The sequence below is a fragment of the Microbispora amethystogenes genome, assembly GCF_016863015.1.
GTDB classification, from domain to species: Bacteria; Actinomycetota; Actinomycetes; order Streptosporangiales; family Streptosporangiaceae; genus Microbispora; species Microbispora amethystogenes.
The window spans coordinates 47275-73008 of record NZ_BOOB01000034.1; the positions used below are offsets into that span (position 1 = coordinate 47275).

A 25734-nucleotide genomic window follows, 5' to 3' on the forward strand; every position below is an offset into this window, starting at 1 on the left:
CGGCGTGCCGAAAGACGGGCGTGAGAGGGCGCCGCGGGCGTTCCGGCAGGCCGGAGGAGCACCTCTCTCCGGCCCCCTGGCCAATATTTGGCAAAGTATTGACCTCCGTTATCGATCTGCCTAACCTCCGGACAGGAAAGCGACACAGCTCGCTCCCCGGACGAGGAGCTCGGTCATGCCAGAGACACCCCCCAGCCAGACCCAGCCCAGCCAGACCCAACTCCGACGCGCGGTGAGCTCCAGCTTCATCGGGAGCGTCATCGAGTACTACGACTTCCTGCTGTACGCCACGGCCTCGGCAGTGATCTTCAACAAGGTCTTCTTCTCCTCCCTCGACCCGCTCGCCGCGACGGTCGCCAGCTTCGGCACGTTCGCCACCGGCTACCTCGCCAGGCCGCTCGGCGGCGTGCTCTTCGGCCACTTCGGCGACCGCCTCGGCCGCAAGCGCATGCTGGTGCTGACCATGACGCTCATGGGTGTCGCCAGCTTCCTGATCGGCCTGCTGCCGACCTACGACCAGATCGGCTCCCTCGCGCCCATCACGCTCGTCCTGCTGCGGATCCTGCAGGGCATCGCCGTCGGCGGCGAGTGGGGCGGCGCGGTGCTGATGTCCGCCGAGCACGCGACCAGCCGCCGCGGCCTGTGGGCGAGCTTCACCAACGCCGGCGCCCCGTCCGGAATGGTGCTGTCCACCGCCGTGCTCACCGGCACCGGCGCGGTCATGAGCGAGCAGGCGTTCCTGAGCTGGGGCTGGCGGGTGCCGTTCCTGCTCAGCATCCTCCTGCTGGCGGTCGGCCTGTTCGTCCGGCTGCGGGTCACCGAGACCCCGGTCTTCGAGGCCGCCAGGAACGCGGCCGCGCGCCAGACGGCGCCGCTGCTCGACGTGCTCCGCAACCACCCGAAGACGCTGCTGCTCGCAGTGGGCGTCGGGCTGTCCGCCTTCGTGGCCCAGGGCACGCTCACCACCTATCTCATCGCGTACGGCGTGCGGGCCGGCTTCCCCCGGCAGGCCGTGCTCAACGGGCTCACACTCTCGTCCGCGCTGGCCGTCGTCGGTATCGTGGGATGCGCGGCGTTGTCGGACCGCGTCGGGCGCCGTCCGGTCGTGCTGACGGGAGCGCTGCTGATGGCGGTGTTCGGATTCGTCCTCTTCCCGATGGTGAACAGCGGCAGCACGGCCGTGCTCACCCTCGCTCTCGTGCTGGGCCAGTCGATCCTGCACCCGCTGATGTTCGGCCCGCTCGCGGCCCTGTACACGGAGCTGTTCGCCACCAGGAGCCGCTACACCGGAGCCTCGCTCGGCTACCAGATCGCCGGGCTCGGCGCCGGCCTGGCCCCGTTGCTGTTCGCCCAACTCGACGCGTCGTCCGGAGGCGGCGGGACCACGACGACCTCCACGATCATCGCCGCGTCCTGCCTGCTGACCGTGCTCTGCGTACTGGCCCTGCGCGAGACCAGGGGTCAGGACCTGACCTCGGTCGCGGTGGTCGCGCCCTCCTCCGGCGACGTGCCCGGCGCGGCGAAGCCGTCCTCCGCCTGACGCCGTCCCTCCTACCCTTGCTCCTCCTACACCGTCCCTGAGATGACGCGAAGGGGTTGCCACCGATGCGGAACGCCGGACTGGGAGGCTGGCCCGCCCGCCGGGCCCAGATGAGCCCGAACCGCACCGCGTTCTTCTTCGCGGACCGGCCGGTCAGCTACGCGGAGGTGCACGAACGGACGACGCGGCTCGCGTCCCGGCTGCGCGACGCCGGGGTGCGGGCCGGCGACCGGGTCGCCTACCTCGGTCCCAACCACGTCGCCTTCGCCGAGACCCTGTTCGCGACGCACCTGCTCGGCGGGATCTTCGTCCCGCTGAACTTCCGCCTGACGGCGCCCGAGATCGCCTACATGCTGACGGACTCGGGCGCCTCCCTCCTCGTCTACGCCCCGGAGTGCTCGGCGGTGGTCCGCGCCCTGCCCGCCCTGCCGGGCCTCCGTACGGTCGTGGCGCTGGCGTCGCCCGCGCCCGGCGAGACGGAGTTCGAAAGCTGGCTGTCGCAGGGCGACCCCACGCCGATCGACATCCCGGTGGCGCTCGACGACGTCGCCCTGATCCTCTACACCTCCGGCACCACGGGACGGCCCAAGGGCGCCATGCTCAGTCACGCCAACCTCGCGTGGAACTGCTTCCACATGCTGATCGGCGTCGACGTGGCGAGCACCGAGGTGACCCTGGTCAGCGCGCCGCTCTTCCACGTGGCGGCGCTGAACCAGACGCTGCTGCCGACCTTCCTCAAGGGCGGCACATCCGTGATCATTCCGTCGTGGGACGTCGACCAGTGCTACGACCTCATCGAGAAGCACCGTGTCACCTGGATGTTCGGCGTCACCGCGATGTTCGCCGCGTTCGCCAGGTCGCCGCGGTGGGCCCACGCCGACCTGTCCTCGCTGCGTACGCTGATGTCGGGCGGGGCGGCGATCCCGGTCGCGTTGATCCGCGCGTACCAGGCGCGGGGCCTGACCTTCTGCCAGGGCTACGGGCTGACCGAGACCTCGCCGGGCGCCACCTTCCTGGAGGCGGGCGAGAGCGAGCGCAAGGTGGGCTCCGCCGGGGTGCCGGTGTTCTTCGCCAACGTGCGGGTGGTGCGGCCCGACCTGACGCCCGCGGCGGCGGGCGAGCCGGGCGAGGTGCTCGTACAGGGGCCGAACGTCACACCGGGCTACTGGCGGAACCCGGAGGCGACCGCCGCCGCGCTCACCGAGGGCGGCTGGTTCCACTCGGGCGACATCGGCGTCCTGGACGACGAGGGCCACCTCCACATCGTCGACCGGGTCAAGGACATGTACATCTCCGGCGGCGAGAACGTCTACCCGGCCGAGGTCGAGAACGTGCTGTTCGAGCACCCCGCCGTGGCGGAGGCCGCCGTGGTCGGGGTGCCCGACCAGCGGTGGGGGGAGGTCGGCCGGGCCTTCGTCGTCCCTCGCGCCGGGGCCGCCGTCACGCCCGGCGACCTGCGGGAGTTCCTCCTCTCCCGGCTCGCCAAGTACAAGATCCCCGTCTACTTCGACATCGTCGACGCCCTGCCGAAGACCGGCTCCGGAAAGATCCGCAAACCCGACCTGCGCGGGCGGCCCCTCGCCGCCGGCACCGAGGAGTGACCAGTGATCGTCACGGAATTCGCGCGCGACCAGTGGTACGTCGCCGCGTACGGCCACGAGGTGGGCCGGCGGCAGCTCGGCCGTACGATCCTGAACGAGCCGATCCTGCTCTGGCGTACCGAGGACGGGCGGGCGGTGGCGATGGCCGACCGCTGCGTCCACCGCAGGTTCCCGTTGTCCGAGGCGCCCAGCCACCTCGTCGGCGACCGGGTGGTCTGCGGCTACCACGGCTTCACCTACGGCCCGGACGGCGTCTGTGTCGCCGTGCCCGCGCAGCAGCGCATCCCGCGTACGGCACGGCTGCGGACCTACCCGGTGGTGGAGCAGGACTCGTTCGTCTGGGTCTGGATCGGCGACCGCGAGCCGGGCGACACCCTGCCGCCGCGCGCACCCTGGCTGGTCGCGCCCGAGTACGCCACGGTGTGCGGCATGGAGCCGCTGAACGCGCGGTACGGCCTGCTCGTGGACAACCTCCTGGACCTGTCCCACGAGACCTACCTGCACGGCGGGTACATCGGCACGCCCGAGGTGGCCGAGACGCCGATCACGACCGAGGTCGACGAGGACGAGGGCGTCGTCTACGTCAGCCGGCACATGGACGACGCGGCGTGCCCGCCGTTCTACGCCGAGTCGACCGGCATCAAGGGACGGATCACCCGATGGCAGGACATCGAGTATCACCCGCCGTGCCTCTACCTCCTGCACAGCCGTGTCGCCCCCGTCGGGTCGCCGCCGCCCGCCGCCGACGGCGCCGACCCGCACGCCTTCCACGTCGAGGTCGTCTACGCGATCACCCCGTCGACGGACCGCAGCACCTACGACTTCTGGGCCGTCGCGCGGGACTTCGCGCTCGACGACGAGAAGGTCTCCGACTTCCTCCGGGAGAGCAACCGGACGGTGGTCCTGCAGGACGTGACCGCGCTGAACACGCTGGAGCAGGTCATCGCCGCCGAGCCGGACCGCTACCAGGAGCTGTCGGTGAACATCGACACCGGCGGCCTGGCCGCCCGGCGACTGCTCGCCCGGATGGCCGGCTCCGCCTCCTCGCGGACCGCCGCCCGATGAACCCGGGCGAACCCGGCGCTCGGACGGGCCGGGGCGAACCCGGCGCTCGCACCGGCCGCACCGCCGGCACCGGCCGCACTGTCTACCGCATCCGCTGGGTGCCGGGCACCGACCGGTTGCACGCCACCTGTTTCTGCGGCGCGGAACGGGAGTTCGACGATCCCGTGGTCCTGTGGGACTGGCTGCTCGGCCACCCGGAAGGACACCGGGCCCGGCCGGCCGGAGCGGAGAACTCCCCCGCCCCCGCCGCCGCGCTCGTCTGAGCACACGCCGTTCGTTCACCCACTCAGCCGGAGGACCCGCGCGCCATGCCCCTGACGGAACCGGAGCTCGACCTGAAGGTGGCGGGCAGGACGCCCGTCGCCGAGGGGGTCGTGCTCCTGCGCCTCGTCCGGCCCGACGGCGGCCCGCTGCCCTCCTGGACGCCGGGCGCACACGTCGATCTACTGCTCGCACCGGGCCTGGTCAGGCAGTACTCGCTGTGCGGCGACCCCGGCGACGGCCGGGCCTTCGAGGTGGCGGTGCTGCGGGAGCCGATCGGGCGCGGCGGCTCCGCCCATGTGCACGACCGGCTCGCCGAGGGCGACACGGTGCGGGTGCGCGGCCCGCGCAACCATTTCGGCCTCGCCGAGTCACCCCGCTACCTGTTCGTGGCCGGCGGGATCGGCATCACCCCGCTCCTCCCGATGATCGCCGAGGCCGCGCGCCGCCGTACGGACTGGCGGCTGGTGTACGGCGGACGCACCCGGGCCTCGATGGCCTTCGCCGACCGGCTCGTACGGGACCATCCGGACCGGGTCGAGCTGTGCCCGCAGGACGAGACGGGCCTGCTCGACCTGGACGGGCTGCTCGGCGTTCCCCTCTCCGGTGCCCTCGTCTACTGCTGCGGCCCGGAACCACTGCTGAGGGCGGCGGAGGAGCGCTGCGCGTCCTGGCCGAAGGGCGCGTTGCGCGTCGAGCGGTTCACCCCCGCGGCCACGGACGGCGGCGAGGCCTCGGCGTTCGAGGTCGAACTGGCCCTGACCGGGACGACGCTGACCGTGCCGGAGGACCGCTCGATCCTCGAGGTGGTCGAGGAGGCGGGCGTCCCCGTGCTGTCCTCCTGCCGGGAGGGGACCTGCGGCACCTGCGAGACGGTGGTGCTGGACGGCGTGCCCGACCACCGCGACAGCCTCCTCACCGAGGAGGAGCGCGCGGCCGGCGACGTCATGTTCATCTGCGTGTCACGCGCCCGCTCGCCCCGTCTCGTCCTCGAACTCTGAGCCGCCGTCCGATTGTGAGGCCGTCTAGCGGCAGACGTCGCGGTAGGGCACGTCGGCAAGATACGTCGGCCAGTCCCGCTCCGGCAGGGTGCGCCCCACCCGGGCGCACACCGCGGCGGCGATCCGCTCCGGATCCACCGGATAGTCGTGCACGCCGCCGGACCCGTCGGCGGCGTACAGGGTGGTGCCGTCGGGGCTGAACGCGAGGCTCAGGATCTCACTCCCGTACAGATCGACCGCGGGGCCGAGACGGCGCCCGCTGCCGACATCCCAGAGCTGGACCGTGCCCTCCCCGCCGCCGGTGGCGAGGATCCGCCCGTCCGGGGCGAAGGCCATCGCGCCCACCGGCTCCAGTGCACCGTGCAGCACCGGCGGCCGCGGCACCGGGCCCCGGGTGCTCCACAGCACGATCCTGCCCATGCCGTCGCCCAGCGCCATCAGCCGCCCGTCAGGCGCGAACGCGAGATGGCCAAAGCCGGAGCCGCTCTGTGAGGACGGATCGTAGTTCCCGCCGAACGGCCTGGCCGAGGCGGCGTCGACGAAACGGCCGGGCCCGGAGCCCACAGGCGCCATGTAGCGCCCGTCCGGCGAGAAGACGTACGGCCCCGCGGGCTGGGTGAGGCGCACGGTCGTGCGCACCGCGCCGGTGTGCACGTCCCACAACCGCATCCAGCGCTCGTCCTCCTGGCTCGCCGACCGGATCAGCAGGGGGGTCATCTCGGCCACGAGCGTGCGGCCGTCCGGGCTCAGCGCCGCCGATTCCAGTCGCCGGTCCTTCGGCGCCCTGACGGTGCGCGACGCCGTACGGGTGACGACGTCCCACACCGTGTACGCCCCCGCGCCGTCGCCGGTGAGCAGGTGACGGGCGTCGCGGCTGAACTGCGGCGGGTCGGAGCCGGCGGCGTCGGGGCCGGGCTCCGACCCCCGGAGGGGTTCCCCGACAAAACGGCGCCCGCGGACGTCCCACAGCCGCACCGCATCGGTCTCACTCATCCGGACGGCCAGCAGGCGCCCGTCCGGGCTGAGCGTCGCCGCGTACGGCTTCCCGGGGAGCCCGCCGCCCGCCAGGCGCTGCCCGAGGTCCACGGTGACGACCGACTGGTCGACCACGTACCTGAGCGAACGCCCGCCGGAGTCGAACCGGACGTCCAAGGCCGCTCCGTCGAGCCGGTAGTCCAGCAGCAGATGGCGGTCGGCGACCCGCCACACCTGGATCCGGTTGTCGGCGAACGAGGCCAGCAGCCCGCCGGGGCCGTACCGCAGCACGGGCATGCTCGCGAGGTCCAGGTTCACCGGTCCGGCGGCCGCCAACTGCCCGGGCAGGCGCCGCGCCGTCCCGGTGTCGACGAGGGTGACCGACCTGGCGCCCCGGCAGGCCAGCGTACGACCGTCCGGGCTGAAGGCCAGGGAGATCGGAGCGCCGGGGCAGGCGGCGCGGAACCGGGCGTCCTCGGTCCCGGCCGGCAGCCGCCGGAGGTGGACGCCGGGCTCGCCCCCCTCCACGGCGTACGCCGCGAGCCGCCCCGAGGACGCGACGGCCGCGTGGCCGAGTTCCCAGTGGGGAAGGGCGCGGCCACTGTCGATGTTCCAGAGGAACAGGCCCTGGCCCTCGTGCACGACGAGGGTCGCGTCGTCGTCGCCGAACTCCAGGAGCAGGTCCAAGATCGACCGGCGGTCCTCGGGATCGGCGGAGTCGTCGGCCTGCGGGTCGTACTCGCGCCTCCGTTTCCCGGTGCGGGCGTCCCACACGACCACCTTCGCGCCGAGCACCGCCGCGAGATAACGGCCGGTCGGACTCAGCGCGACACTCTGCAACACCTGACCGGTGCCTATGCCGGTGTCGGCCCAGCCGCCCGTCCTCCGGCCGGTGCGTACGTCGTAGAGGCGGACGCCGTCGGCGCTGACGCTGGCCAGGACGCGGCCGTCGCCGCTCAGCGCGCGGAGCGTGGTGCCGGTCGCCTGAGGGTCGGGGAAGACGGCGGTCTCGGGCTGGTAGAGGGACGTCGTGAGGGCCGATCGGGTGTCGGCGCCGGGAGCCAGGCGCCAGCCGGCGACCGTCAGCAGCATCGCGGTGCCCGGATCGGTCGTGCGCAGCGTCCCCGCCTGGGAGGCGACCTGCCGTCCGGTCGCCTGGTCGCGCTGCTCGGCGATCCTGCGGGCCTGGTACGCCGACAGCCCGCCGCCCGCGACCGACAGCACGAGCAGGACGGCCAGGACCAGCGTGAGCAGCCTGCGCTGGTTGGCGCGCCTCCTGACCAGGGCCGAACCGGCGGCGAGATACTCGCGTTCCGACGCGTTCAGGGCGAGGTGGCGGCGCCCGCCCGCCGCCCAGGCGAGGGCGCTGTCGAGCCGGGCGCCCTGGAGCAGGTCGGCGTCCTTCCCGCCGTCTCCGCGCCAGCGACGGGCCGCCGCGGCCAGTTCCATGTGCCCGCGCAGGCCGTCGTGTTCCTCGTCGGCCCACGCGCGCAGGCGGGGCCAGGCCCTCACCAGGGCCGGGCCGGCCAGCGTGACAGAGCCGTCCGAACCAGACAGCAGCCCGGCCTGGGCCAGAGCCGCGAGCACCTCCTCGACGGCGGCCCTCTCCTCCGCCGGACGGCCCTCCAGCAGTTCCGCACGACTCACCCGGCGAGTGCTCTCCTCTCCGTGCTCATCCACGGCGATCATCCGCAGCAGCATGTCCGGGACGACGGCCTGCGCGGCCGGGCCGAGCCCGGCGTACACCTCCTCGGCGAGCATGCCCAGGCCGGGCTCGCGATCACCGTCCCGGCCCAGCAGCCCCGCCTCGGCGCTGCCCAGGGCCAGCAGATCCCCCTGGAAGCCGCGGAACCCGCTGACCAGGGCGTTCAGCAGGTCGCGGGCCGCCGGGCGCTCCTCCGGATCCTTGCGCAGCCCGGCGGCCACCAGCGGGCGCAGCGACTCGGGGAGCATGCTGAGATCGGGGTCGACGGACAGGACGCGGTGCATGACGCCGCCGAGGCTCTCCGCCTCGAACGGGTCGATTCCGGTGGCGGCGAACACGACGACGCCGCCCCAGGCGAACACGTCGGCGGGAGTGCCGGCCCGCCGCCCGGTGAACACCTCCGGCGCCATGTAGGTAGGCGTTCCGGCCACCAGGCCGCTCGCCGTCAGCGACATCTCCAGCGTCCGGGCCACCCCGAAGTCGATCACTCGCGGCCCGTCCGGCCCGAGGAGCACGTTGTCGGGTTTCAGATCACGGTGGATCACACCCGCGTCGTGGATCGCGGCCAGGGCGGTGGCCACTCCGGTGGCCAGCCGGTGCAAATCGTCCCCGGCGAACCGGCGGCCCTCCTGACGCACGGCCCGGCGCAGGCTCGGCCCCTCCACGTACTCGCTCACGATGTACGGCTGGTCGCCCTCCAGCTGCGCGTCCAGCACCCGGGCCGTGCAGAAGGACGCCACCCTCCGGGCCGCCGTCGCCTCCCGCCCGAACCTGCCACGTAACTCCTGGTCGCGGGCCGCCTCGCCGTGCAGTACCTTCACCGCGACACGGCGGCCCCCGGAGTCGTACGCCTCGTACACCACCCCCTGGCCGCCCGCCCCGAGCCGGCCCGCCAGCCAGTATCCGCCCAGCCGCTCCGGGTCCTCCGGCAGCAGCGGCGCCGCCAACGCCATACGCACTCCCCGTCTCTCGGTTCTTTGATGCCGACGACGGTCCGGAGGTTCACGCGCCCTTGAACCGCACGCGACCCCGGGCGCGGCCGGCAAGGGCCTCGCCCGCTACCGCATGTCAGCGTTGGCGGGGTCCGACGTCATAGGCGTCTCCGGGTGGTGCGGGGGTTGCGGTAGGTGAAGGCCCACCGGTCCTCGCCGATCTTTCGGCGGGTGTAGCGGGTGGGATGGCGGTAGCGGTCGCGGTTATGGAACTGGCAGGCCGGTCCCAGCAGCTTCAGGTCGGTCAGCCCGCCGCTGCACCAGTTCTCCGCGTGGTCGATCTGGCACATGCTGGCGGGCAGCGGGCAGCCGTCCACCCAGCAGGTGGCATACCGGGCGAAGACCGCCCGACGCTGGGCGGGGGTCGCCAGGCGAACCTTGCGGCCCATGTCCAGCACCTGCCCGGCAGCGTCCATGACTATCCGCACCAAAGTGCTGGTACGCGCCAGCCGGTGCACGCCGGAGACGGGCAGCAGATGCCCGGTCGCCAGTATCAACCCCGGCAACCCCCGCAACCACACCCCCGGCGGCGCATTGCCCCCCACCCCCGGCCGTCTGTTCCCCGGCGGCACATCCGCTCCCACCCCCGCCCACGCGTCACCGCCAAGCCAGGCACTGCCACCCAGCCAAGCGTCACCCTGTTCCGCACCCGGAGGAGCGTCGGGGTCCGTACCCGACGGTCCATCGGCTCCCGCCCCCGGCCAGGCGTTGCCTCCCGTCCTGGGGCTGTCCTCGCTGCGGAGGCCAGTAGCGTCGTTACGCTCGGACGAGGGATCAGGGGCATGTGCCTGATGCGCACATGTGCGCCGCGAATCCCTCGCTCGGTGTCTCTGCACGTCTGTCTGGTCGGCGTGATCCTGCCGGGCGTCGCCGACCTCATCGACCTCGCCCACGTTGCCAAGGTGGTCGGCGGGGTCGGCACGCTCGTCGCCGTCGGCCGAGTCGAAGTGCGGCCAGACGACGGCGGAGCCGCCCGTGGTCGTGTACTGGGGAGCCGAGCGCTCGTCGCCGCAGGCGGGAGCGTCCGTAGCAGGGTCGTCGGAGCAGGTCGCGCAGGCCTCGGCGGCGGGGTTCTCAGCGGCGCAGGCGTCAAGCCAAGGGCCAGGATCACTTCCTGAGCCGGGGTCGAGGCCGGGGTCGGCGCCAGACGGGTCGGTACCTGAGGTGTCGCCGGTTGGGTGGTCGCCCGAGAGGTCGTCGGCGAGGTCGTCGGCAGCGTCGGTGCTCGCGGGTTCGGCGCCTGGGGAGTCGGCTGTGGGGTCGGCGTTTGGGGGGTCGTCGGGGAGGGACTCGGCGTTGACGAGCACCAGAAGCTCGGTCACGATCTTGTTCTCCAGGAGCGCGATCAACGCGTCCGCGTTCCGCACACTCAGGGTGCGGTCGTCACCCTCGGCCTTGGGCTTGGCGTAGACGTCGAGCCAGTGCTGCAACCGCGCGGCGGCCTCTACTGGCAGGTAGAACTCTCCCTCCACACCGCCGTTCCTGCGACGGCGGACGCGGAAGAATCGGCGGTCGAAGTCGGCCTGCTCGTCCTTTTCGTGGCCGTCGGGGTCAAGCACCGCCCGCAGATACCGCCCCGCCTTGGCCACCTCAGCCGCGCCCGCCGATCTCGCCAGCTCCAGCAGGATCCCCTCAGCCGTCTTCGCCTGGTCGTCGGTCAGCCCGGAGGTCGCGGTGCAGATCGCCTCCACAATGCCCTCGGGCAAGGTGCCTTCGGCGAAGCGCTCGCGCACCTGCGGGAGGCGGTGCAGTTCCATGCTCATCGTCACCAACCGGCCCGCACCCGCAGGGGTCATCCCCCCAGCGGAACGCAGCCACAACTTGGTGGACGCATGCCCATGACTCTTCGCCTCCCCGGCCCGATGGACCCGGCCCACCCGGGCCGCCAACGCCGAAGTGATCCGGTCGCGAGCCGACAGCAACTCCTCGGCCTCGGCCAGACACACGCCCGCGTCCTCGGGCACCGGCATCAGCGCCACAACCCGCGCCGCCTCAGCAACCGCCGCCACCGCCACCCACGACGACGACCCAGCGCCGAAAGCGCCACCGTAAGCACCGCCGGAAGCACCATTAGACGCACTGCCAGGCGTAGCACCGGGAGTATCAGCGGGCGCACCACCAGGCGCGCTACCGGCGTCCCCGTCATCGTGATCCCGGCCGGCATCGTGATCCCAACCGGCATCGTGCTCTCGGCCCGTACCGCTCTGGTCTGCATCCCGATCGAAGCCGGTGGCACCGCGGCTCGCATCCTGGTTCACGTCACCTGGACTGGTGGCGGGGGCGCCGCCAGGCGCACCAGCGGAACCACCGACAGAACCACCGACAGAACCACCGACAGAACCACCGACAGAACCACTGCCGGACACCCAACCGGGAACCTCGCCATGAGCGCCTCCGGAAGTGCCTCCGGAAGTGCCGCCGGAAGTGCCGCCGGAAGCGAAGCCGTCGGCGCTCCTTGCCCCGACACGATTCGAAAACGCCTTAATAAGGGGGACTTTCAGCGAATCGCTGAGTCGGCTTGCGTGCTTTGACGCCCCGGGCTCGACGATCGGCACATATTCACGGGCAAGCGCGCCCTCGGATGACCAAAGGGGCGAACCGGCGGTGAGCCGCTCCCACCAGTCGTCATCGCCAGTGTCGTTCGAACGAGGGGGGTGCACAGGATCAGCACCGAACAGATCCATCACACCTCCCCGATGAATTCGAAAACCTGTATTGATTCTTTCACATCACCGCACCATGAACACCCCTGCGTAGCGATTTGTTGGTGTCACAGGCACACGGAAAACCGGCCCTCTTGTGGTGCGACCAGAACGCCTTTTATCAGTTGATGGTGGACGGCCGGAAGAGCGACGGTCCTGCCGTTCTGGTAGGTGCCGCCGCTCCGCTTTCCTGCCGCGTACGACGAAGAGGGGTCACTGGCGCACGCGAGAGGGCTCGTCCCGCGATCGATGACGACGCGCCCCAGGGCGGCTTGCCGAGCCGAATTCTGCACTCACTTATCCGGTCTGCTTCCGCCCAAGCCGGTGAAAGCACGGGCCGGTGAAGAATGTCCGGGCGGGGAGGTTTTAGGGACCGTGACCCGAAAATCATTCCTAACGCCGCACCAACCGCCGACTATGCGAGATTGCCTCGACATGCCGTCCATGTCCATCAAATCCGGCAAATACCTCGGCTGTAGAGGATGCGATCAAACTACGCGTTACTTTCGCGAAACGCGACGACCGCGAACCAGGGTTCTCTTGGCGCGATTTCCAGGGATAACACCCGGGGGCGAGGGCGACGTTCGGCCGGGAGTTCTCGCATCCGGCGACGGCGTGTCACTCCTCTCCGGAGAACCGCTCCCAGGCGGACTGGCGGGCCATGCCGAGGGCGGCGCCGATCCTGGCCCAGGTGACGCCCCGATCACGCAGGCGCTGCACCCAGACCCGCAGGTTCTCCTCCACCTGCGCGCCCACGGCCGCGATGCGCGGCAGGAACTCCAGGATCTGCTCGTCGGTCATGCTCTCGGCGTACGGGATCTCCGCGGCCTCGGCGGGCTCAGCGGACTCGGCGGCCTTGGCGGCCTGGGCGGCCAGGATCTCGGCGCAGAGCCCCACGCACTCGTTGCAGATGTGGACGCCGGGCCCGGCGACCATCTTGTTCACCTCGGTCTTCGACTTCGAGCAGAACGAGCAGCGGATGTCCTGTTCCGACAGAGAAGGTGCCGGCATGTCGCCCTCCCGGCATTCGTTGTCAGGCGTTTCCTGACGAGCGATCAGGAGACTACGCCGTCAGGAACTGCCTGACAAGACATCCCGAATCAGTCGGTGATCACGCCCGCTCGGGCTGGAGCTCCGCCTCGTGCCCGACGTCCGCCCGAGACCGCCGCAGGACGAGGAGCCCGACCGCGAAAGCGGCGACCAGCAGGATGAAGGACACGGTGAAGGCCAGCCGGTAGCCTCCGGCCAGGGCCACCGCCCCGCTCGCCCCGTCGGCCAGCAGGCCCTCCGTACGCGACGCGGCCAGCGTGGACAGCACCGCGACGCCGGTGGCCATCCCGATCTGCTGAGTCGTGTTGAACAGTCCGGAGACCAGACCCGCGTCGTCGCTGCGCGCCCCGGACATGCCGAGCGTGGTCAGCGCCGGGAGCACGAGGCCGCCGCCCATGATGAGCACCATCACCGGGAGCAGGTCGGTCGCGTATCGGGCGTCGACGGGAACGCGGGCGAGCCAGCCCATCGCGCCGATCAGCAGCGCGAGACCGGCCAGCAGGACGCCACGCGCGCCGAAGCGCATGGCCAGCCGGGGGTAGACGAACAGGGACACCACCGCGATGGACACCGCCGCCGGAAGCATGGCCAGACCGGTGCCGAGCGCGCCGTACCGCAGCACGTGCTGCATGAAGAGCGCGACCACGACCTGGAAGGCGAACATCGCGCCCAGCGCCAGGACCTGCACCAGGTTGGCCCCCGCGACGGCGCGCGAGCGGAGGACCCGCAGCGGCATGAGCGGAGTGCGGGCGGTCGCCTGACGGACGAGGAAGGCGGCCAGCGACACGAGGGACGCCGCGCCGAACCACAGGACACCCGCGCCGTACCGCTCGATCTGGACCACGGCGTAGATGCCCAGCATGAGCCCGGCCGTGACCAGCAGGGCGCCGAGGGCGTCGGCCCCGCCCGACAGGCCGGGGCCCCGTTCCGCCGGCAGCGCCCGGACGGCCAGCACGACGGTGACCACACCGATCGGGATGTTGATCAGGAAGATGTAGTGCCAGCCGAGGGCGTCGGTGAGGACGCCGCCGAGCACCGCGCCCAGCGACGCTCCGACGGCGCCGGTGAAGCCGAACACCCCGAAGGCCTTGGCCCGCTCCCCCGGGTCCGTGAAGGTCGTCACCAGGATCCCGAGCACGACCGCGGTGGCCATGGCGCTGCCGACGCCCTGCAGGAACCGGGCGCCGATCAGCGTCGCCGGGTCTCCCGCCACTCCGGCGAGCAGGGACGCGACGGTGAAGACCACGTTGCCGGCCAGGAACACGGCCCTGCGGCCGAGGAGGTCGCCCAGGCGCCCGGCCAGCAGGAGCAACCCTCCGTACGCGATGAGGTAGGCGTTGACCGTCCAGCTCAGGTCGGCGGGCGCGAACCCGAGATCGCGCTGGATCGCGGGCAGGGCCACGGTGACGATGCTGCCGTCGAGGATCGTCATCAACATCGCCGTGGACAGCACGCCGAGTGCCAACCGGCGCGAAGGGGATATGCGCGACATCGGTCGCCTCCTGTTCATGGGGAACAGAAAGGACCGTAGCAGATAGTTTTGTTGCAGACTATCTACCGATGACCGATCATCCTCGCTGGCGTGCCCGGCGCACGGCCTGGGGCGCCTCCGCCGGTGTGCCCAGATGCCCGGTGGCCAGGAGGTTCAACGCCCGGACGAGCATCTCCGCCTCCTCCTCCCGCAACGACTCGAGCGCGGCCCGGTGCACCCCGTCGACGATCTCCTGACTCCGCTTCGCCACCTGCGCACCCTTGTCCGTGACCGCGACGATGCGGGCCCGCCGGTCGGCCCTCGACGGGCGGCGCTCGGCGAGGCCGGCCTTCTCCAGGGCGTCGATGGTGACCACCATCGTGGTCTTGTCCATGTCGCCGATCTCGGCCAGCTGGATCTGCGTGCGCTCCTCCTGCAGCGCGTGGACGAGCACGCAGTGCATCCGCGCGGTCAGCCCGATCTCCGCCAGCGCCGCCGCCATCCGGGTCCTCAGCACGTGACCGGTGTGGTCGAGCAGGAAGGACAGATCGGGTTCAGTCCGCGAGGGCGCCATGGCGGTCATGACCCCCAGGCTACCAATTCGTCCGGTTCAGGATTATCTCTCTCGGACCGGCGTCACCGCAGGAGGGACTCCGCCATCGCGCGCATCCCGGCGGCGACCCGCTCGGACTCCCCCGCCAGAAGCAGTCGCGCGACCCCCTCGTTGTGCATCGAGCCGACGAGGACATGGGCGACGAGATCGGCGTCGAGATCGGGCCGGGCCTCGGCGATCAGCGACGTCACGTGCGCGTGCCAGGACAGGTAGACGGGGTTGTCCGTGAGGCGCCCCTCGGCGTGCCGCCGGGTCGCCAGCGCGTGGTCGTGCGCCGTGATCAGTCTCCCGTTGCGGGCGGCGACCCCGACCACCGCGTCGAGGAAGGCGACCAGACGGTCGCGGGGCGGCGCACCGGGGCCGAGAGGGGGAGGACCGCCGGCGACGGCCTCGCCGAGCGCGCGCACCCGTTCCTCCATCAACGCACGCATGAGGCCGACCCTGCTGCCGAAGCGGTGGAAGACGGTGCCCTTGCCGACGCCCGCCGCGGCGGCGATCCGCTCGATCGACACCTCGTCCGGAGCATGGCTGCGCAGCAGTTCCTCCGCGGCGCCGAGGATCGCACGCCGGTTCCGCGCCGCGTCGGCGCGTTCCGCACGCTGCTCGCCCATCTCGGCTCCCTGGTGACAACTGGACCTGTGGTCCGTACAGTAGCGGCGACAGAACTTGACCGACGGTCCAGTTAGGAGCGTTCATGCGCGCGATCGTGATGCACAAGACCGGGGACCCCGAGGTCCTCACGCTGGAGGAGGTGCCCACTCCGGTGCCGGGGCCGGGCCAGGTGCTCGTCCGTACGGAGGCCGTGGGAGTGGCCTACTACGAGACCGCGATGCGTTCGGGGCTCTTCCCCATGCCCCGGCCGCTCCCCTCGGTCTTCGGCTTCGAGGCGGCGGGCGTCGTGGCCGAGGTCGGTGAAGGGGTGGACAGCGGCCTCACCGGCCGCAGAGTCGCGATCATGAATGCGACCGGCGAAGGCACCTACGCGGAGTACGTCACGGCCGCCGCCGACGCCCTCGTTCCCGTGCCTGACTCCCTGGCCGCGACAGACGCGGTGGCGGTCGCCGTCCAGGGCGCCCTGGCGATGACCCTCCTGCGTACGGCCGGCCTCACCGGAACGGAGACCGTGCTGGCCGAGGTGGCGGGCGGCGGCGTCGGCGGCTACCTCACGCAGCTCGCCCGGCCCATGGGCGCCGCCCGCGTCCTCGCCACCGCGGGCAGCCCGGCCAAACGCGAGCTCGCCCGGGAGCTCGGCGCCGACGACGTCTTCGACCACACCGACCCCGGCTGGACCGAACGGCTGCGGGAGGCGGGCGGCCCGGTCGACGTGGTCTTCGAGTCGCTCGGCGGCGCGTCCGCCGGGCGGGTTCTCGACGCGATGACCCCGGGCACCGGGCGCATGCTGCTGTACGGCCTCCTCGGCGGCCCGCCGGCCGTCACGCCGATGGACCTGCTGCAGCGCGGCCTGACCCTCGTCGGCTGCGGCGGCCCTGAGTCATGGATGTCCCGTGTGCTGGCCGCCCGCGCGGAGGTGCTGGACCTGGCGGCCCGGGGCGGGCTGCGCCCCCAGGTCGACTCGGTGCTGCCCCTGGCCGACGCCGCCGAGGCCCACCGGCGCATCGAGGCGCGGACCGCCGTCGGCAAGGTCGTCCTCGTGCCGTGAACACAGCGCCGTCAACACAGCGCAGTGAACACAGCGCAGTGAACACAGCGCGTGAAGACAGCACCGTGAGCCCGGCTTACGAGGTGCGGCGGCCGGCCTGTGTGGCGGCGACGCACACGAGCACGGCGAGGGCCGCCGTGACGGTCGCGGCACCGATCTCCTCGTGCAGCAGCAGCCAGGCCCACACCAGGTTGAGCAGCGGCTGCGCGAGCTGGATCTGCCCGGCGCGGGCGATCCCGCCCATGGCGAGCCCGGCGTACCACGGGATGAACCCCAGGAACATCGACACCAGCGCGACGTACGCGAACCCGGACAGCGACTCGGCCGAGGGCGCCATGGGTGTGGTCACCGCCAGGACCACGGTCACCGGGACCGTGACCGGGGCCGCGAGCACCAGGGCGTACGAGATGACCCGCCAGCCGGGCGTCTCCCGCGCCAGCCTGCCGCCCTCGGTGTAGCCGACGGCGGCCGACAGCAGGGCGAGCACGAGCAGCACGTCGGCCCCGGCGAGGCGGCCGGTCCCGCGCGTCAGCGTGAACACGGTGATCGACAGCGCGCCGGCCGCGCAGGCGGCCCAGAACAACGGCCTCGGCCGTTCCCCCGCCCGCAGCACCGCGAACGCGGCCGTGGCAGCCGGGAGCAGGCCGACGACCACCGCCGAGTGGGCCGTGCTCGCCCCGCTGTTCAGCGCCAGGCCGCTGAACAGCGGGAAGCCCAGCACGACGCCCAGCACGATCAGCACGTACGGCCGCAGGTGCGCGCGGGGCGGCAGGAGCGGCGCGCCGGCGGCCCTGAGGCAGATCACCGCGACGACCGCCGCGACCACGGCCCGCCCGATCGCGACGAGGTACGGATCGAACCCCCGCATCGCGAACACGGTCGCCGGCAAGGATCCCGAGAACGACAGGACCCCCACCCCGGCGAGCAGGCTGCCCCGCCACTCTCCCCGCCGTTCTCGCTGTTCTCCCTGCCGTTCTCCCCGCCGTGGACCGCGGCCCGCTATCGGCCGGACATCGATAGCGCTATCGTTATATTTCATGAATGACGATAGCAGTATCGCCCGTCTCGCCGCGATCCTCCGTACGGAGACGGAACGGTCGCGGCCGGGTGAGCGGCTGCCGCCGAGCAGGGAGATCATGCGCCGCCACGGCGTCGGCCCGGTGACAGTCTCCCGGGCCATCGCCCAGCTCGCGGCGGAGGGACGGGTGGTCACCCGGCCCGGCGCGGGCGTGTTCGTCGCCCCGGTCCGGCGGCCGGTCGCGGACGCGCCCGACTCGTCCTGGCAGACCGTGGCCCTCGGCGACCGGGTCGTCGACGACTCGGCGGTGGCCGGCCTGCTGGCCCAGCCCGCCGAGGGCGTCGTGCCGCTCACCGGCGGCTACCTGAACCCCGGGCTGCGCCCGGCGCGGGCCCTGGCCGCCGCCGCGGCGAGAGCCGTACGCCGTCCGGAGGCGTGGGGGATGCCGCCCGTGAACGGCCTGCCGGAACTGCGCCGATGGTTCGCGTCGGAGGTCGGCGGCACGGTCACCCCGAACGACGTGCTCGTCGTCAGCGGCGGCCAGTCGGCGCTCACGCATGCGTTCCGGGCGCTCGCGGCGCCGGGCTCGCCGGTCCTGGTCGAGACCCCGACCTATCCGGGTGCGCTCGCGGCGGCGCGGGCGGCCGGGCTCCGGGCCACGGCCGTGCCGCTCGACGGCGAGGGCGTACGGCCCGACCTGCTGGCGGAGGCCTTCGCCATGACCGGGGCGCGGGTGTTCTACTGCCAGCCGACGCTGCACAACCCCACCGGCGCGACCCTCGGCCACGAGCGCAGGGAACAGGTCCTGGCCGTGGCACGGGCCGCGGGCGCCTTCGTCGTCGAGGACGACTACGCGCGTTATCTGGCGACCGGTCCCGTCCCGCCGCCCATGGCGGCCATGGACGCGCACGGGACGGTGGTCCACGTCCTGTCGCTGAGCAAGATCACCTCACCGAGCCTGCGGGTGGCGGCGCTGGTCGCGCGGGGGCCCGCCGCGCACCGGCTGAGAGCCTCGCAGGTGGTGGAGTCGTTCTTCGTCGCCCGCCCGCTGCAGGAGACGGCGCTGGAGTTCCTCGCCTCCCCCGCCTGGCGCCGCCACCTCGGCGCGGTCCACCAGGAGATCGGCGTACGGCAGGCCGCCCTGCTCGCCGGGCTCGCCCGGCACGCGCCCGCCGCCGAGGCGCACCTGGTGCCCCCCGGCGGCCTGCACCTGTGGGTACGGCTCCCGCCCGGCACGGACGAGGCCGAGACGGCCGAGGCGGCGCAGGCGAACGGCGTGCTGGTGAGCCCCGGACGGATCTACTACCCCGCCGAGCCTCCCGGCCCGCGGCTGCGGCTGACCCACACCGCCCCCGTCAGCCTCGCCGAGCTCGACGAGGGCGTGCGCCGCCTCGCCGCCGTCCTCCCCAACTGAGCGCCACGGTGACCGTCACCGGACCCGGCGGTCCTGCCGGGGCGCGCGGGCGTCACGCGAAAGGCGCTCGCGGCGCTCCTTGTTCCGCAGCGCCAGGTAGGCCAGGTAGCTGATACGCATTGGTTTCTCCTCCGCCGGAATGCCAGACACCAGTGTAACGCTTATGGAGGTGTTGGTATTTCGCGACCTCCGACTGTCGTACAGTGGTCACGAGGGGTGATCGATCATGACGGGCCCGGCGGAGCTGCTCCGCGACTTCGTTAACACCTACGACGTCGAGGGAGACGCCGACGAGCTGGCATCGCCGGCCGACCTGTCCGTCTGGCTGCGCGAGCGCGGGCTGACCGGCGACGGCGACCGGGCCTCCGACGAGGACCTCGCGGTCGCCGCCCACCTGCGCGAAGGGCTGCGCGCGGCGCTGCGCCACAACCACGACGGAGGCCCGTACGACGGGCCGGAGGGCCTGGAGGCGGCGCTGGCCGGTCTTCCGGTGCGCGTGACGCTCTCGGGGGGCACACCCGCGCTGGAGCCGACGGCGTCCGGCGTCGCGGGCGGCCTGGCGCGGCTCGCCGCGCAGATCCCGGCGGCCCACGCCGACGGCACCTGGCCGCGGCTCAAGGTCTGCGCCGAGAGCACGTGCCAGTGGGCGTTCATCGACTCCTCAAAGAACCGGTCTCGCTCCTGGTGCTCCATGCGCGTCTGCGGAAACCGCACAAAAACCCGGGCATATCGGGCACGACGCCAGGTGGACGGCACGGCGAGGCCCTCCTGACCAGTACGGTGTTACAGGCTAAGAAAGGAGCCCGCCGAATGGGTGTGAGAGCTGCCCGCCTCGAGGACGTCGACGCGGTGACCAGCACCCAGATCCGGGCGTGGAAGGCGGTCTACCGCGACTTCCTGCCACCGGTCCCGCTGGAGCACATGACGGGTCCGGCGGCGGAGAAGATGTGGCGCCGCCAGTGGGAGGAGGCGATCCTCTCGCCGCCCACGCCGCGTCACCGTCTGCTCGTCGCCGTCGAGCGGGTGGTGCCCGACACCGACGCGTTCACCGCGCTCGGGCCCGGCGGGATTCTGGCGACCGCGGCACAGCGTGCCTCCGACCGGGTCGTGGGGCTGGCGTCGCACGGGCCCGCCGAGGATCCCGACCTCCATCCGGCCACGACGGCCGAGTTGATGACCCTGCTCGTCGACCCGAACCACATCAGGCGCGGGCACGGCAGCAGACTTCTCAACGCCACCGTGGACCACCTCCGCGAGGACGGCTACAGCACGGTCGTGACCTGGGTGTTCGCCGACAACCACCAGATGCTCGGCTTCCTGGAGTCGGCCGGCTGGGGTGAGGACGAGGCCGAGCGCGTGCTCGACATGGGCCGCCCGATCCGGATGATCCGCCTGACCACCGACATCAGCTGACCGCTCGCGTCCGCCCGGCCACCAGCAGCCCGGCCACCTCCAGCCCGCCTTCCGCCCGCCGCCCGTCCCGTCCGCCAACCCCGCTGTCGGCACTCCGCAGGGGATTGGCCAGACTGGTGACGCCTTCACCGGCTACGCAAAGGTAGGAAAAGGGAGTCACGTGGCCACCCCAGCTCAATGGTTAGCGGGCGCACGCCCCCGCACGCTGCCCGCCGCCGTCGTCCCGGTCGCCGTCGGCACCGGCGCGGCGGTCGCGGAGGACGGCGCGGTCTGGTGGCGGGCCCTGCTCGCCCTGTTCGTCGCGCTGGCGCTTCAGGTCGGCGTCAACTACGCGAACGACTACAGCGACGGCGTCAAGGGCACCGACAAGGACCGGGTCGGCCCGTTGCGGCTGGTCGGCTCGGGCGTCGCGGCGCCGAAGCGGGTGCTCGCCGCCGCCCTGGCCTGTTTCCTCGCCGCCGCGGTCGCGGGGCTGGTGCTGGTGGTCGCCACCCGCGCCTGGTGGCTGCTGCTGGTCGGCCTCGCGTCCATCCTGGCCGCCTGGTTCTACACCGGAGGATCCCGCCCGTACGGCTACCGCGCGCTCGGTGAGCTCTCGGTCTTCGTGTTCTTCGGTCTCGTGGCCGTGGCCGGCACGACGTACGTGCAGGTGGAACGCCTGACCTGGCTGTCGCTGGCCGCGGCGGTGCCTGTGGGGCTGCTCGCCTGCGCGCTCCTCGTGGTCAACAACCTGCGCGACATCGTGACCGACGGGCCGTCCGGCAAGCGCACGCTGGCGGTGGTGCTGGGCGACACCCGGACCCGTCTGGCCTACGCGGCGACCCTGGTGCTGCCGTTCGTCTGCGCGCTCGCCCTTGTGCCGGCACGGCCCTTCGCCGCGCTGACCGTGCTCGCGCTCCCCCTCGTGGTGACCCCCGTCAGGACGGTCCGCTCGGGCGCGACCGGCCCCGCCCTCATCGCGACCCTGCAGCAGACCGGGCGCCTGCAACTCGTCTTCGGCGCGCTGTTCGCCCTCGGCCTGGCCCTGTTCTGACCGGCCCCGCCCTGCTCGGCCCTGCACTGCCGCCCTGCACTGCCGCCCTACTGGGAGCGGGCGCCGTTCGCGGCGTAGTCGCGGAGGGTGATGCTCTGCGCGGTCTTCCGCGCGATCTTCGCGGGCAGGTTCCTTCCGGGCAGGTAGGGCATGATCCTGTAGTAGCGGTTGAGGAACGAGGCCAGGAAGCGGTTGCCGGGGACCATCAGCTTGGCGACGCCGTCGCCCATCTTCTGGCAGCGCTCCGCGTACGCGCGCACCTCCCTCTCGTAGCGGGCGAACGCGACGCGGTGGTCGCCGTGCGCGTCGGCCAGCTCCCCCGCCAGGACGTACGCGCCGACCAGGGCCAGGCCGGACCCCATGCCCGACAGGGAGGACGGGCAGTAGGCGGCGTCGCCGACCAGGGCCACCCGGCCCCGGGTCCACGCGTCCATGCGGACCTGGCCGACCGAGTCGAAGTAGAAGTCCGGCGCGAAGCGCATGTCCCTCAGCAGCCGATCGCTCTGCCAGCCGTTGCCGGTGAACTGCTCCACGAGGACGGCCTGCTGCCGGGCCACGTCGCGCCGGTCCAGGTCCAGGATCGGTGAGCCGAAGTAGAAGACTGCCTTCGCCTCGGTGTTGTGACGCGCGCTGTACATCGCCACCAGCCTGTTGGCCGTACGGTAGGCGTGGCCGTGGTGGTCGAGGCCGAGGTGGTTGGCGGTGGTGAAGATCGCGCAGTAGACGCCCAGGTGCCTGACGTAGTCCTCCTCGGGCCCGAAGGCCAGGCGGCGGGTGGTGGAGTGCAGGCCGTCGGCGCCGACGACCAGGTCGAACCGGCGCGGCTCGCCGCGTTCGAAGGTCACGGTCACCCCGTCGGCGTCCTCGGCGAGCGAGGTGACGGAGTCGCCGAAGACATACTCGGTGTGCTCCTTGGTGGCGTCGTAGAGGATGCGGGCCAGGTCGCCTCGGAGGATCTCGACGTCCCCGGCGAACAGGTCGGCGGGCAGCTCGGCCAGCGGCCTGCCGGCGCTGTTGACGTACGACATGGAGCCCATGCCGGTGCGGGCGCGCTCGATGTCGTCCAGGATGCCCATTCGGCGCAGGATCGACAGATGCGCCTCGCCGCGGAAGTCGACGGCGTATCCGCCGTCGCGCAGCGCGGGGGCGCGCTCAACGACCGTGGGGGTGAAGCCGTGGCGGTGGAGCCAGTAGGCGAGGGCGGGGCCGGCGACGGAGGCACCGGAGATCAGCACGTTGCGGTTGGCCACGGCGTCGTTCACGACGTTCTCCGAGGCGTTGTTCACGGCGTTGTCCATGGAGGAGAGCCTGCCGACAGGGGCTCACCGGAGGCTCACCCCCGGCTCACCGCTTCTGCGAGGGCCTCGGGAAGTCCCAGCCGGCGCAGCGCGTCCGGAGCCGAGATGCCGCCGGCCGCCACGGCTCCGGCGGCCTCCCGGTAGCGCGTCCGGGCTGTCGAGTGGTCGCCGCGCGCTTCCGCGACGCGGCCCAGCCCGGCGAGCGCGCGCACCCGGTTGCCGAGGCTTCTGATCCAGTGCGGGTCGATCCGCTCCAGGGCCTCGCCGTACAGCCGTTCCGCCTCGTCCAGGCCGCCCTCCCCCAGGGCGATGTCGCCGAGCCCCCGCAGGGCCGCCCCCAGACAGGTGCCGCTGCCGGCGCCGCGGGCCAGCTCGGCGGCTCTCGCGTAGTCCGCGCGCGCCCCCTCCGCGTCGCCGGCGGCGGCCAGGTAGTCGCCCCGGTTGACCAGCAGGTCGGCGGAGTCCTCCCGGGCGCCGAGCAGGCCGGTCAGGGTGAGGGCATCGTCGGTCAGGGCGATCGCCCGCGCGTGATCGCCGCGTCCGCCCGCCAGCCCGGCGAGCATGTCCAGAGCCAGTGCGGCGCCCCATCTGTCCCCGAGAACGCGGAAATCCTCGGCGGCCGCGCCGAAGTCCCGCTCGGCCGGTGCGACGTCCCTCTCGCCCAGGGCGCCGAAGCCCGACACGATCCGGGCGACCGCCCGCACCCACGGCTCGGGGCTGTCGTGCTGGGCCGACAGGAGGGTGAACGCGGCCTGTGGCTCGCTTTCGCCGACGTTCCGCATCATCCACGGCAACAGGACCGCCGGGTAACGGCCCGGCCGGTCGCCCGACCACGCGGCGGCCAGAGCCCTGTCCGCCGCCGCGCGGTGGCGCCGCCATGTCGCGCGGTCGGACGCGGCCAGCAGCACGCACGTCGCGTACTCCTCGCCGAGGCCGTCCGGGGGCGTGTCACCGAGCGCGCCGAGCAGCCCGATCGCGTACGGTGCGACCGCGGCGGACACGCCCCGGATCCACAGGTAGGCCGAGGCGGCGGCGAGCAGTTCCAGGGCCGTCGCGATCTCCCTGGCCTCGACCGCCCACCGCACCGCCGCCAGCAGGTTCTCGTGCTCGGCGACGAGGAGCGGCAGCCATTCCAGTTGCCCCGCCCGCCGCAGGTGCGGATCGGCCGCCCGCACGAGCTCCAGGACATGCCGCGCGTGGGCGCGCAGCGCCGTTTCGCGGTCGCCCGCCTCGTCGAGCCGCTCGGCGCCGTAGGCGCGGATCGTCTCCAGCATCCGGTAACGGCCGCGGGAGACCTCCAGGAGCGACTTGTCGGCCAGCGACTCCAGCGTCTCGGCATCCGCGCGGCACACCTGCCGCGCCGACTCCGCCGTCGCGCCTCCCGCGAAGACGGTGAACCGCCGTGCGGCTCGCCGCTCGGGCTCGGTCAGCATGTCCCAGCTCCACGCGACCACCGAACGCAGCGTCCGGTGCCGGCCGTCGGCCGGACGGCTGCCGCGGGACGTGATCGCGAGCCGGTCGTTCAGCCTCCCCTCGAGTTCGCCGAGGTCCAGCGAGCGTAGCCGCGCCGCCGCGAGTTCGACGGCCAGCGGCAGGTCGTCCAGGGCCGCGCAGATCCGCCGTACGCGCCGGGGGTCGGCGGCGAAACCCCGTCGCACGGCGCGGGCCCGGTCGGTGAACAGCCGCACCGCCGCGTCGCCGTCGAGCGGACGCACCGGGTAGAGGTGCTCGCCGATGACTCCCAGAGGTTCGCGGCTGGTGGCCAGGACCCGCAGCCGCGGGCAGGCCGCCAGCAGCCGCGCCGCCAGCGCGGCCGCCTCCTCGACCACGTGCTCGCAGTTGTCCAGCACGAGCAGGAGCACCCGGTGGGACAGCGCCGCGATCAGGCGGTCGACCGGCGTCCGCGGGCCGTCCCCCATCTGCAGCCCGCTCTCACGTAGGCCGAGCGCGCCGAGCACCGCCCGCGCCGGCCCGTCCCCGTCGCCCAGCGCGGCCAGCTCCACGAAGCACACCTCGTCGGCCGCCGCCCCGGCCACCTCGACCGACAGCCGGGTCTTGCCCACGCCGCCGGGCCCGAGCAAGGTCACCAGCCGGGCCACCCGGAGCAGGCCGGCGACCTCGGCCACCTCCTCGTCGCGGCCGACGAAGGAGGTCAGCTGGGCGGGCGGTGCGGCGGGCCACGGCGACGGATCGGCGCTCAGCAGCTCCCGGTGCAACGCGACCAGCTCGGCCGAGGGATCGGCGCCCAGCTCGTCGGCCAGGCGCCGCCTCACCTCCTCGAACACGAGCAGCGCCTCGCCCTGTCCGCCCTCGGCGGACAGCGCGCGCATCAACAGTCCGGCCGGCCGTTCCCTGAGCGGGTGGCGGCCGACGAGCTCGCGCAGCTCCGCGATCACGGCGCGATGCTCGCCGAGCCGCAGGTCGCCCTCGATCCGGTCCTCCAGCGCGGCCAGCCGCAGCTCCTCCAGCCGCGTCGCGGCGGCCTGGGCCGTCTCGCTCTCGGTGAGCCCGGCCAGCGCGGGTCCGCGCCACAGGTCCTGCGCCTCGCGCAGCAGCGTCACCGCTCGTTCCGCCTCGCCGTCGCGCAACGCCGTCCGGCCCTGCCCGGCCAGCCGCTCGAACCGGCAGGCGTCCACGTCGTCGTCCGCGACCAGGATCCGGTATCCCGCACCGCTCCGCTCGATCACGGCCTCCGGCCCCAGCGCGGCGCGCAGCCGGGACACCTGCGACTGCAGCGCGTGGGCCGACAGCACGCCGCCGGGATCGATCTCCCCGGTCAGCCGGTCGGACGGCACGACCCGGCCAGGGCGGATCAGCAGCAGCGCCAGCAGCGCGCGCCGCGCCGGTCCGCCCAGCGGAACCTCGATCCCGTCGTCGCGCCACGCCCGGGTCTCGCCGAGGATTCCGAACCGCATGCCGGAG

General features: G+C 72.7%; 19 protein-coding genes. 10 read left to right on the forward strand and 9 right to left on the reverse strand.

Annotated features, from left to right (window positions below):
- Positions 1-175 precede the first annotated feature (175 nt).
- The 5 genes from Mam01_RS21710 to Mam01_RS21730 all read left to right on the forward strand — a co-directional run bounded on the left by Mam01_RS21710 (position 176) and on the right by Mam01_RS21730 (position 5468).
- Positions 176-1540 carry an MFS transporter gene (locus Mam01_RS21710; protein WP_204287070.1) on the forward strand — a complete coding sequence of 455 codons (1365 nt, stop codon included), beginning with the start codon at positions 176-178 and terminating at the stop codon, positions 1538-1540.
- Positions 1541-1605: 65 nt separating this feature from the next.
- Complete coding sequence (locus Mam01_RS21715; protein WP_204287071.1) at positions 1606-3141, forward strand: acyl-CoA synthetase; 1536 nt, start codon at positions 1606-1608, stop codon at positions 3139-3141.
- 3 nt (positions 3142-3144) lie between these two features.
- Positions 3145-4206 (forward strand): Rieske 2Fe-2S domain-containing protein, encoded by a 1062-nt coding sequence (locus tag Mam01_RS21720; RefSeq protein WP_204287072.1) that lies wholly within the window; start codon positions 3145-3147, stop codon positions 4204-4206.
- Positions 4203-4469, forward strand: a complete 267-nt coding sequence (locus tag Mam01_RS21725) for a hypothetical protein (RefSeq protein ID WP_204287073.1) — start codon at positions 4203-4205, stop codon at positions 4467-4469. The genes Mam01_RS21720 and Mam01_RS21725 overlap by 4 nt, the downstream gene beginning before the upstream one ends.
- 45 nt (positions 4470-4514) lie before the next feature.
- Entirely contained in the window at positions 4515-5468 is a 954-nt protein-coding gene (locus tag Mam01_RS21730; RefSeq protein WP_204287074.1) for a PDR/VanB family oxidoreductase, read from the forward strand.
- Positions 5469-5492: 24 nt separating this feature from the next.
- Here Mam01_RS21730 and Mam01_RS21735 read toward each other — a convergent pair whose 3' ends face one another.
- From Mam01_RS21735 to Mam01_RS21760, 6 genes are all read right to left on the reverse strand, one after another.
- On the reverse strand, positions 5493-9101 hold the full coding sequence (locus tag Mam01_RS21735; RefSeq protein WP_204287075.1) for a serine/threonine-protein kinase: 3609 nt from the start codon (positions 9099-9101) through the stop codon (positions 5493-5495).
- Positions 9102-9238: 137 nt separating this feature from the next.
- Entirely contained in the window at positions 9239-11149 is a 1911-nt protein-coding gene (locus Mam01_RS21740) for an HNH endonuclease signature motif containing protein (protein WP_204287076.1), read from the reverse strand.
- Positions 11150-12460: 1311 nt separating this feature from the next.
- Positions 12461-12853, reverse strand: a complete 393-nt coding sequence (locus tag Mam01_RS21745; protein ID WP_204287077.1) for a ClpX C4-type zinc finger protein — start codon at positions 12851-12853, stop codon at positions 12461-12463.
- 100 nt (positions 12854-12953) lie between these two features.
- The gene (locus tag Mam01_RS21750; protein ID WP_204287078.1) at positions 12954-14384 is read right to left on the reverse strand and encodes an MFS transporter; all 1431 of its coding nucleotides are present in this window, start codon (positions 14382-14384) and stop codon (positions 12954-12956) included.
- Positions 14385-14460: 76 nt separating this feature from the next.
- The gene (locus tag Mam01_RS21755) at positions 14461-14946 is read right to left on the reverse strand and encodes a MarR family winged helix-turn-helix transcriptional regulator (RefSeq protein WP_204287079.1); all 486 of its coding nucleotides are present in this window, start codon (positions 14944-14946) and stop codon (positions 14461-14463) included.
- Between the two features lie 53 nt (positions 14947-14999).
- The gene (locus Mam01_RS21760; protein ID WP_204287080.1) at positions 15000-15587 is read right to left on the reverse strand and encodes a TetR/AcrR family transcriptional regulator; all 588 of its coding nucleotides are present in this window, start codon (positions 15585-15587) and stop codon (positions 15000-15002) included.
- Between the two features lie 83 nt (positions 15588-15670).
- Here Mam01_RS21760 and Mam01_RS21765 point away from each other — a divergent pair, with 83 nt between their 5' ends.
- Positions 15671-16636 (forward strand): quinone oxidoreductase family protein, encoded by a 966-nt coding sequence (locus Mam01_RS21765; protein ID WP_239101506.1) that lies wholly within the window; start codon positions 15671-15673, stop codon positions 16634-16636.
- Positions 16637-16712: 76 nt separating this feature from the next.
- Here Mam01_RS21765 and Mam01_RS21770 read toward each other — a convergent pair whose 3' ends face one another.
- Positions 16713-17639 (reverse strand): DMT family transporter, encoded by a 927-nt coding sequence (locus Mam01_RS21770; RefSeq protein WP_373868714.1) that lies wholly within the window; start codon positions 17637-17639, stop codon positions 16713-16715.
- A gap of 34 nt (positions 17640-17673) precedes the next feature.
- On the opposite strand from Mam01_RS21770, the gene Mam01_RS21775 reads away from it, so the two are divergent.
- From Mam01_RS21775 to Mam01_RS21790, 4 genes are all read left to right on the forward strand, one after another.
- On the forward strand, positions 17674-19068 hold the full coding sequence (locus tag Mam01_RS21775) for an aminotransferase-like domain-containing protein (RefSeq protein ID WP_204287082.1): 1395 nt from the start codon (positions 17674-17676) through the stop codon (positions 19066-19068).
- A gap of 226 nt (positions 19069-19294) precedes the next feature.
- Positions 19295-19840: a CGNR zinc finger domain-containing protein gene (locus Mam01_RS21780; RefSeq protein ID WP_204287083.1), complete on the forward strand. Its 546-nt coding sequence runs from the start codon at positions 19295-19297 to the stop codon at positions 19838-19840.
- Positions 19841-19878: 38 nt separating this feature from the next.
- The gene (locus Mam01_RS21785; RefSeq protein ID WP_150936814.1) at positions 19879-20481 is read left to right on the forward strand and encodes a GNAT family N-acetyltransferase; all 603 of its coding nucleotides are present in this window, start codon (positions 19879-19881) and stop codon (positions 20479-20481) included.
- 160 nt (positions 20482-20641) lie between these two features.
- Positions 20642-21514 carry a 1,4-dihydroxy-2-naphthoate polyprenyltransferase gene (locus Mam01_RS21790; protein WP_204287084.1) on the forward strand — a complete coding sequence of 291 codons (873 nt, stop codon included), beginning with the start codon at positions 20642-20644 and terminating at the stop codon, positions 21512-21514.
- 47 nt (positions 21515-21561) lie between these two features.
- Here Mam01_RS21790 and Mam01_RS21795 read toward each other — a convergent pair whose 3' ends face one another.
- Entirely contained in the window at positions 21562-22812 is a 1251-nt protein-coding gene (locus tag Mam01_RS21795) for an FAD-dependent monooxygenase (RefSeq protein ID WP_204287085.1), read from the reverse strand.
- 35 nt (positions 22813-22847) lie between these two features.
- Entirely contained in the window at positions 22848-25727 is a 2880-nt protein-coding gene (locus tag Mam01_RS21800; RefSeq protein ID WP_204287086.1) for an ATP-binding protein, read from the reverse strand.
- Positions 25728-25734 lie beyond the last annotated feature (7 nt).

What these genes read in the sequence shown, in the direction of transcription:
- Mam01_RS21710 (WP_204287070.1), top strand. Translation starts at nt 176, where the DNA reads ATGCCAGAGACACCCCCCAGCCAGACCCAGCCCAGCCAGACCCAACTC.
- Mam01_RS21715 (WP_204287071.1), top strand. Translation starts at nt 1,606, where the DNA reads ATGCGGAACGCCGGACTGGGAGGCTGGCCCGCCCGCCGGGCCCAGATG.
- Mam01_RS21725 (WP_204287073.1), top strand. Translation starts at nt 4,203, where the DNA reads ATGAACCCGGGCGAACCCGGCGCTCGGACGGGCCGGGGCGAACCCGGC.
- Mam01_RS21730 (WP_204287074.1), top strand. Translation starts at nt 4,515, where the DNA reads ATGCCCCTGACGGAACCGGAGCTCGACCTGAAGGTGGCGGGCAGGACG.
- Mam01_RS21735 (WP_204287075.1), bottom strand. Translation starts at nt 9,101, where the DNA reads ATGGCGTTGGCGGCGCCGCTGCTGCCGGAGGACCCGGAGCGGCTGGGC.
- Mam01_RS21745 (WP_204287077.1), bottom strand. Translation starts at nt 12,853, where the DNA reads ATGCCGGCACCTTCTCTGTCGGAACAGGACATCCGCTGCTCGTTCTGC.
- Mam01_RS21750 (WP_204287078.1), bottom strand. Translation starts at nt 14,384, where the DNA reads ATGTCGCGCATATCCCCTTCGCGCCGGTTGGCACTCGGCGTGCTGTCC.
- Mam01_RS21755 (WP_204287079.1), bottom strand. Translation starts at nt 14,946, where the DNA reads ATGACCGCCATGGCGCCCTCGCGGACTGAACCCGATCTGTCCTTCCTG.
- Mam01_RS21760 (WP_204287080.1), bottom strand. Translation starts at nt 15,587, where the DNA reads ATGGGCGAGCAGCGTGCGGAACGCGCCGACGCGGCGCGGAACCGGCGT.
- Mam01_RS21765 (WP_239101506.1), top strand. Translation starts at nt 15,671, where the DNA reads ATGCGCGCGATCGTGATGCACAAGACCGGGGACCCCGAGGTCCTCACG.
- Mam01_RS21775 (WP_204287082.1), top strand. Translation starts at nt 17,674, where the DNA reads ATGAATGACGATAGCAGTATCGCCCGTCTCGCCGCGATCCTCCGTACG.
- Mam01_RS21780 (WP_204287083.1), top strand. Translation starts at nt 19,295, where the DNA reads ATGACGGGCCCGGCGGAGCTGCTCCGCGACTTCGTTAACACCTACGAC.
- Mam01_RS21785 (WP_150936814.1), top strand. Translation starts at nt 19,879, where the DNA reads ATGGGTGTGAGAGCTGCCCGCCTCGAGGACGTCGACGCGGTGACCAGC.
- Mam01_RS21795 (WP_204287085.1), bottom strand. Translation starts at nt 22,812, where the DNA reads ATGGACAACGCCGTGAACAACGCCTCGGAGAACGTCGTGAACGACGCC.
- Mam01_RS21800 (WP_204287086.1), bottom strand. Translation starts at nt 25,727, where the DNA reads ATGCGGTTCGGAATCCTCGGCGAGACCCGGGCGTGGCGCGACGACGGG.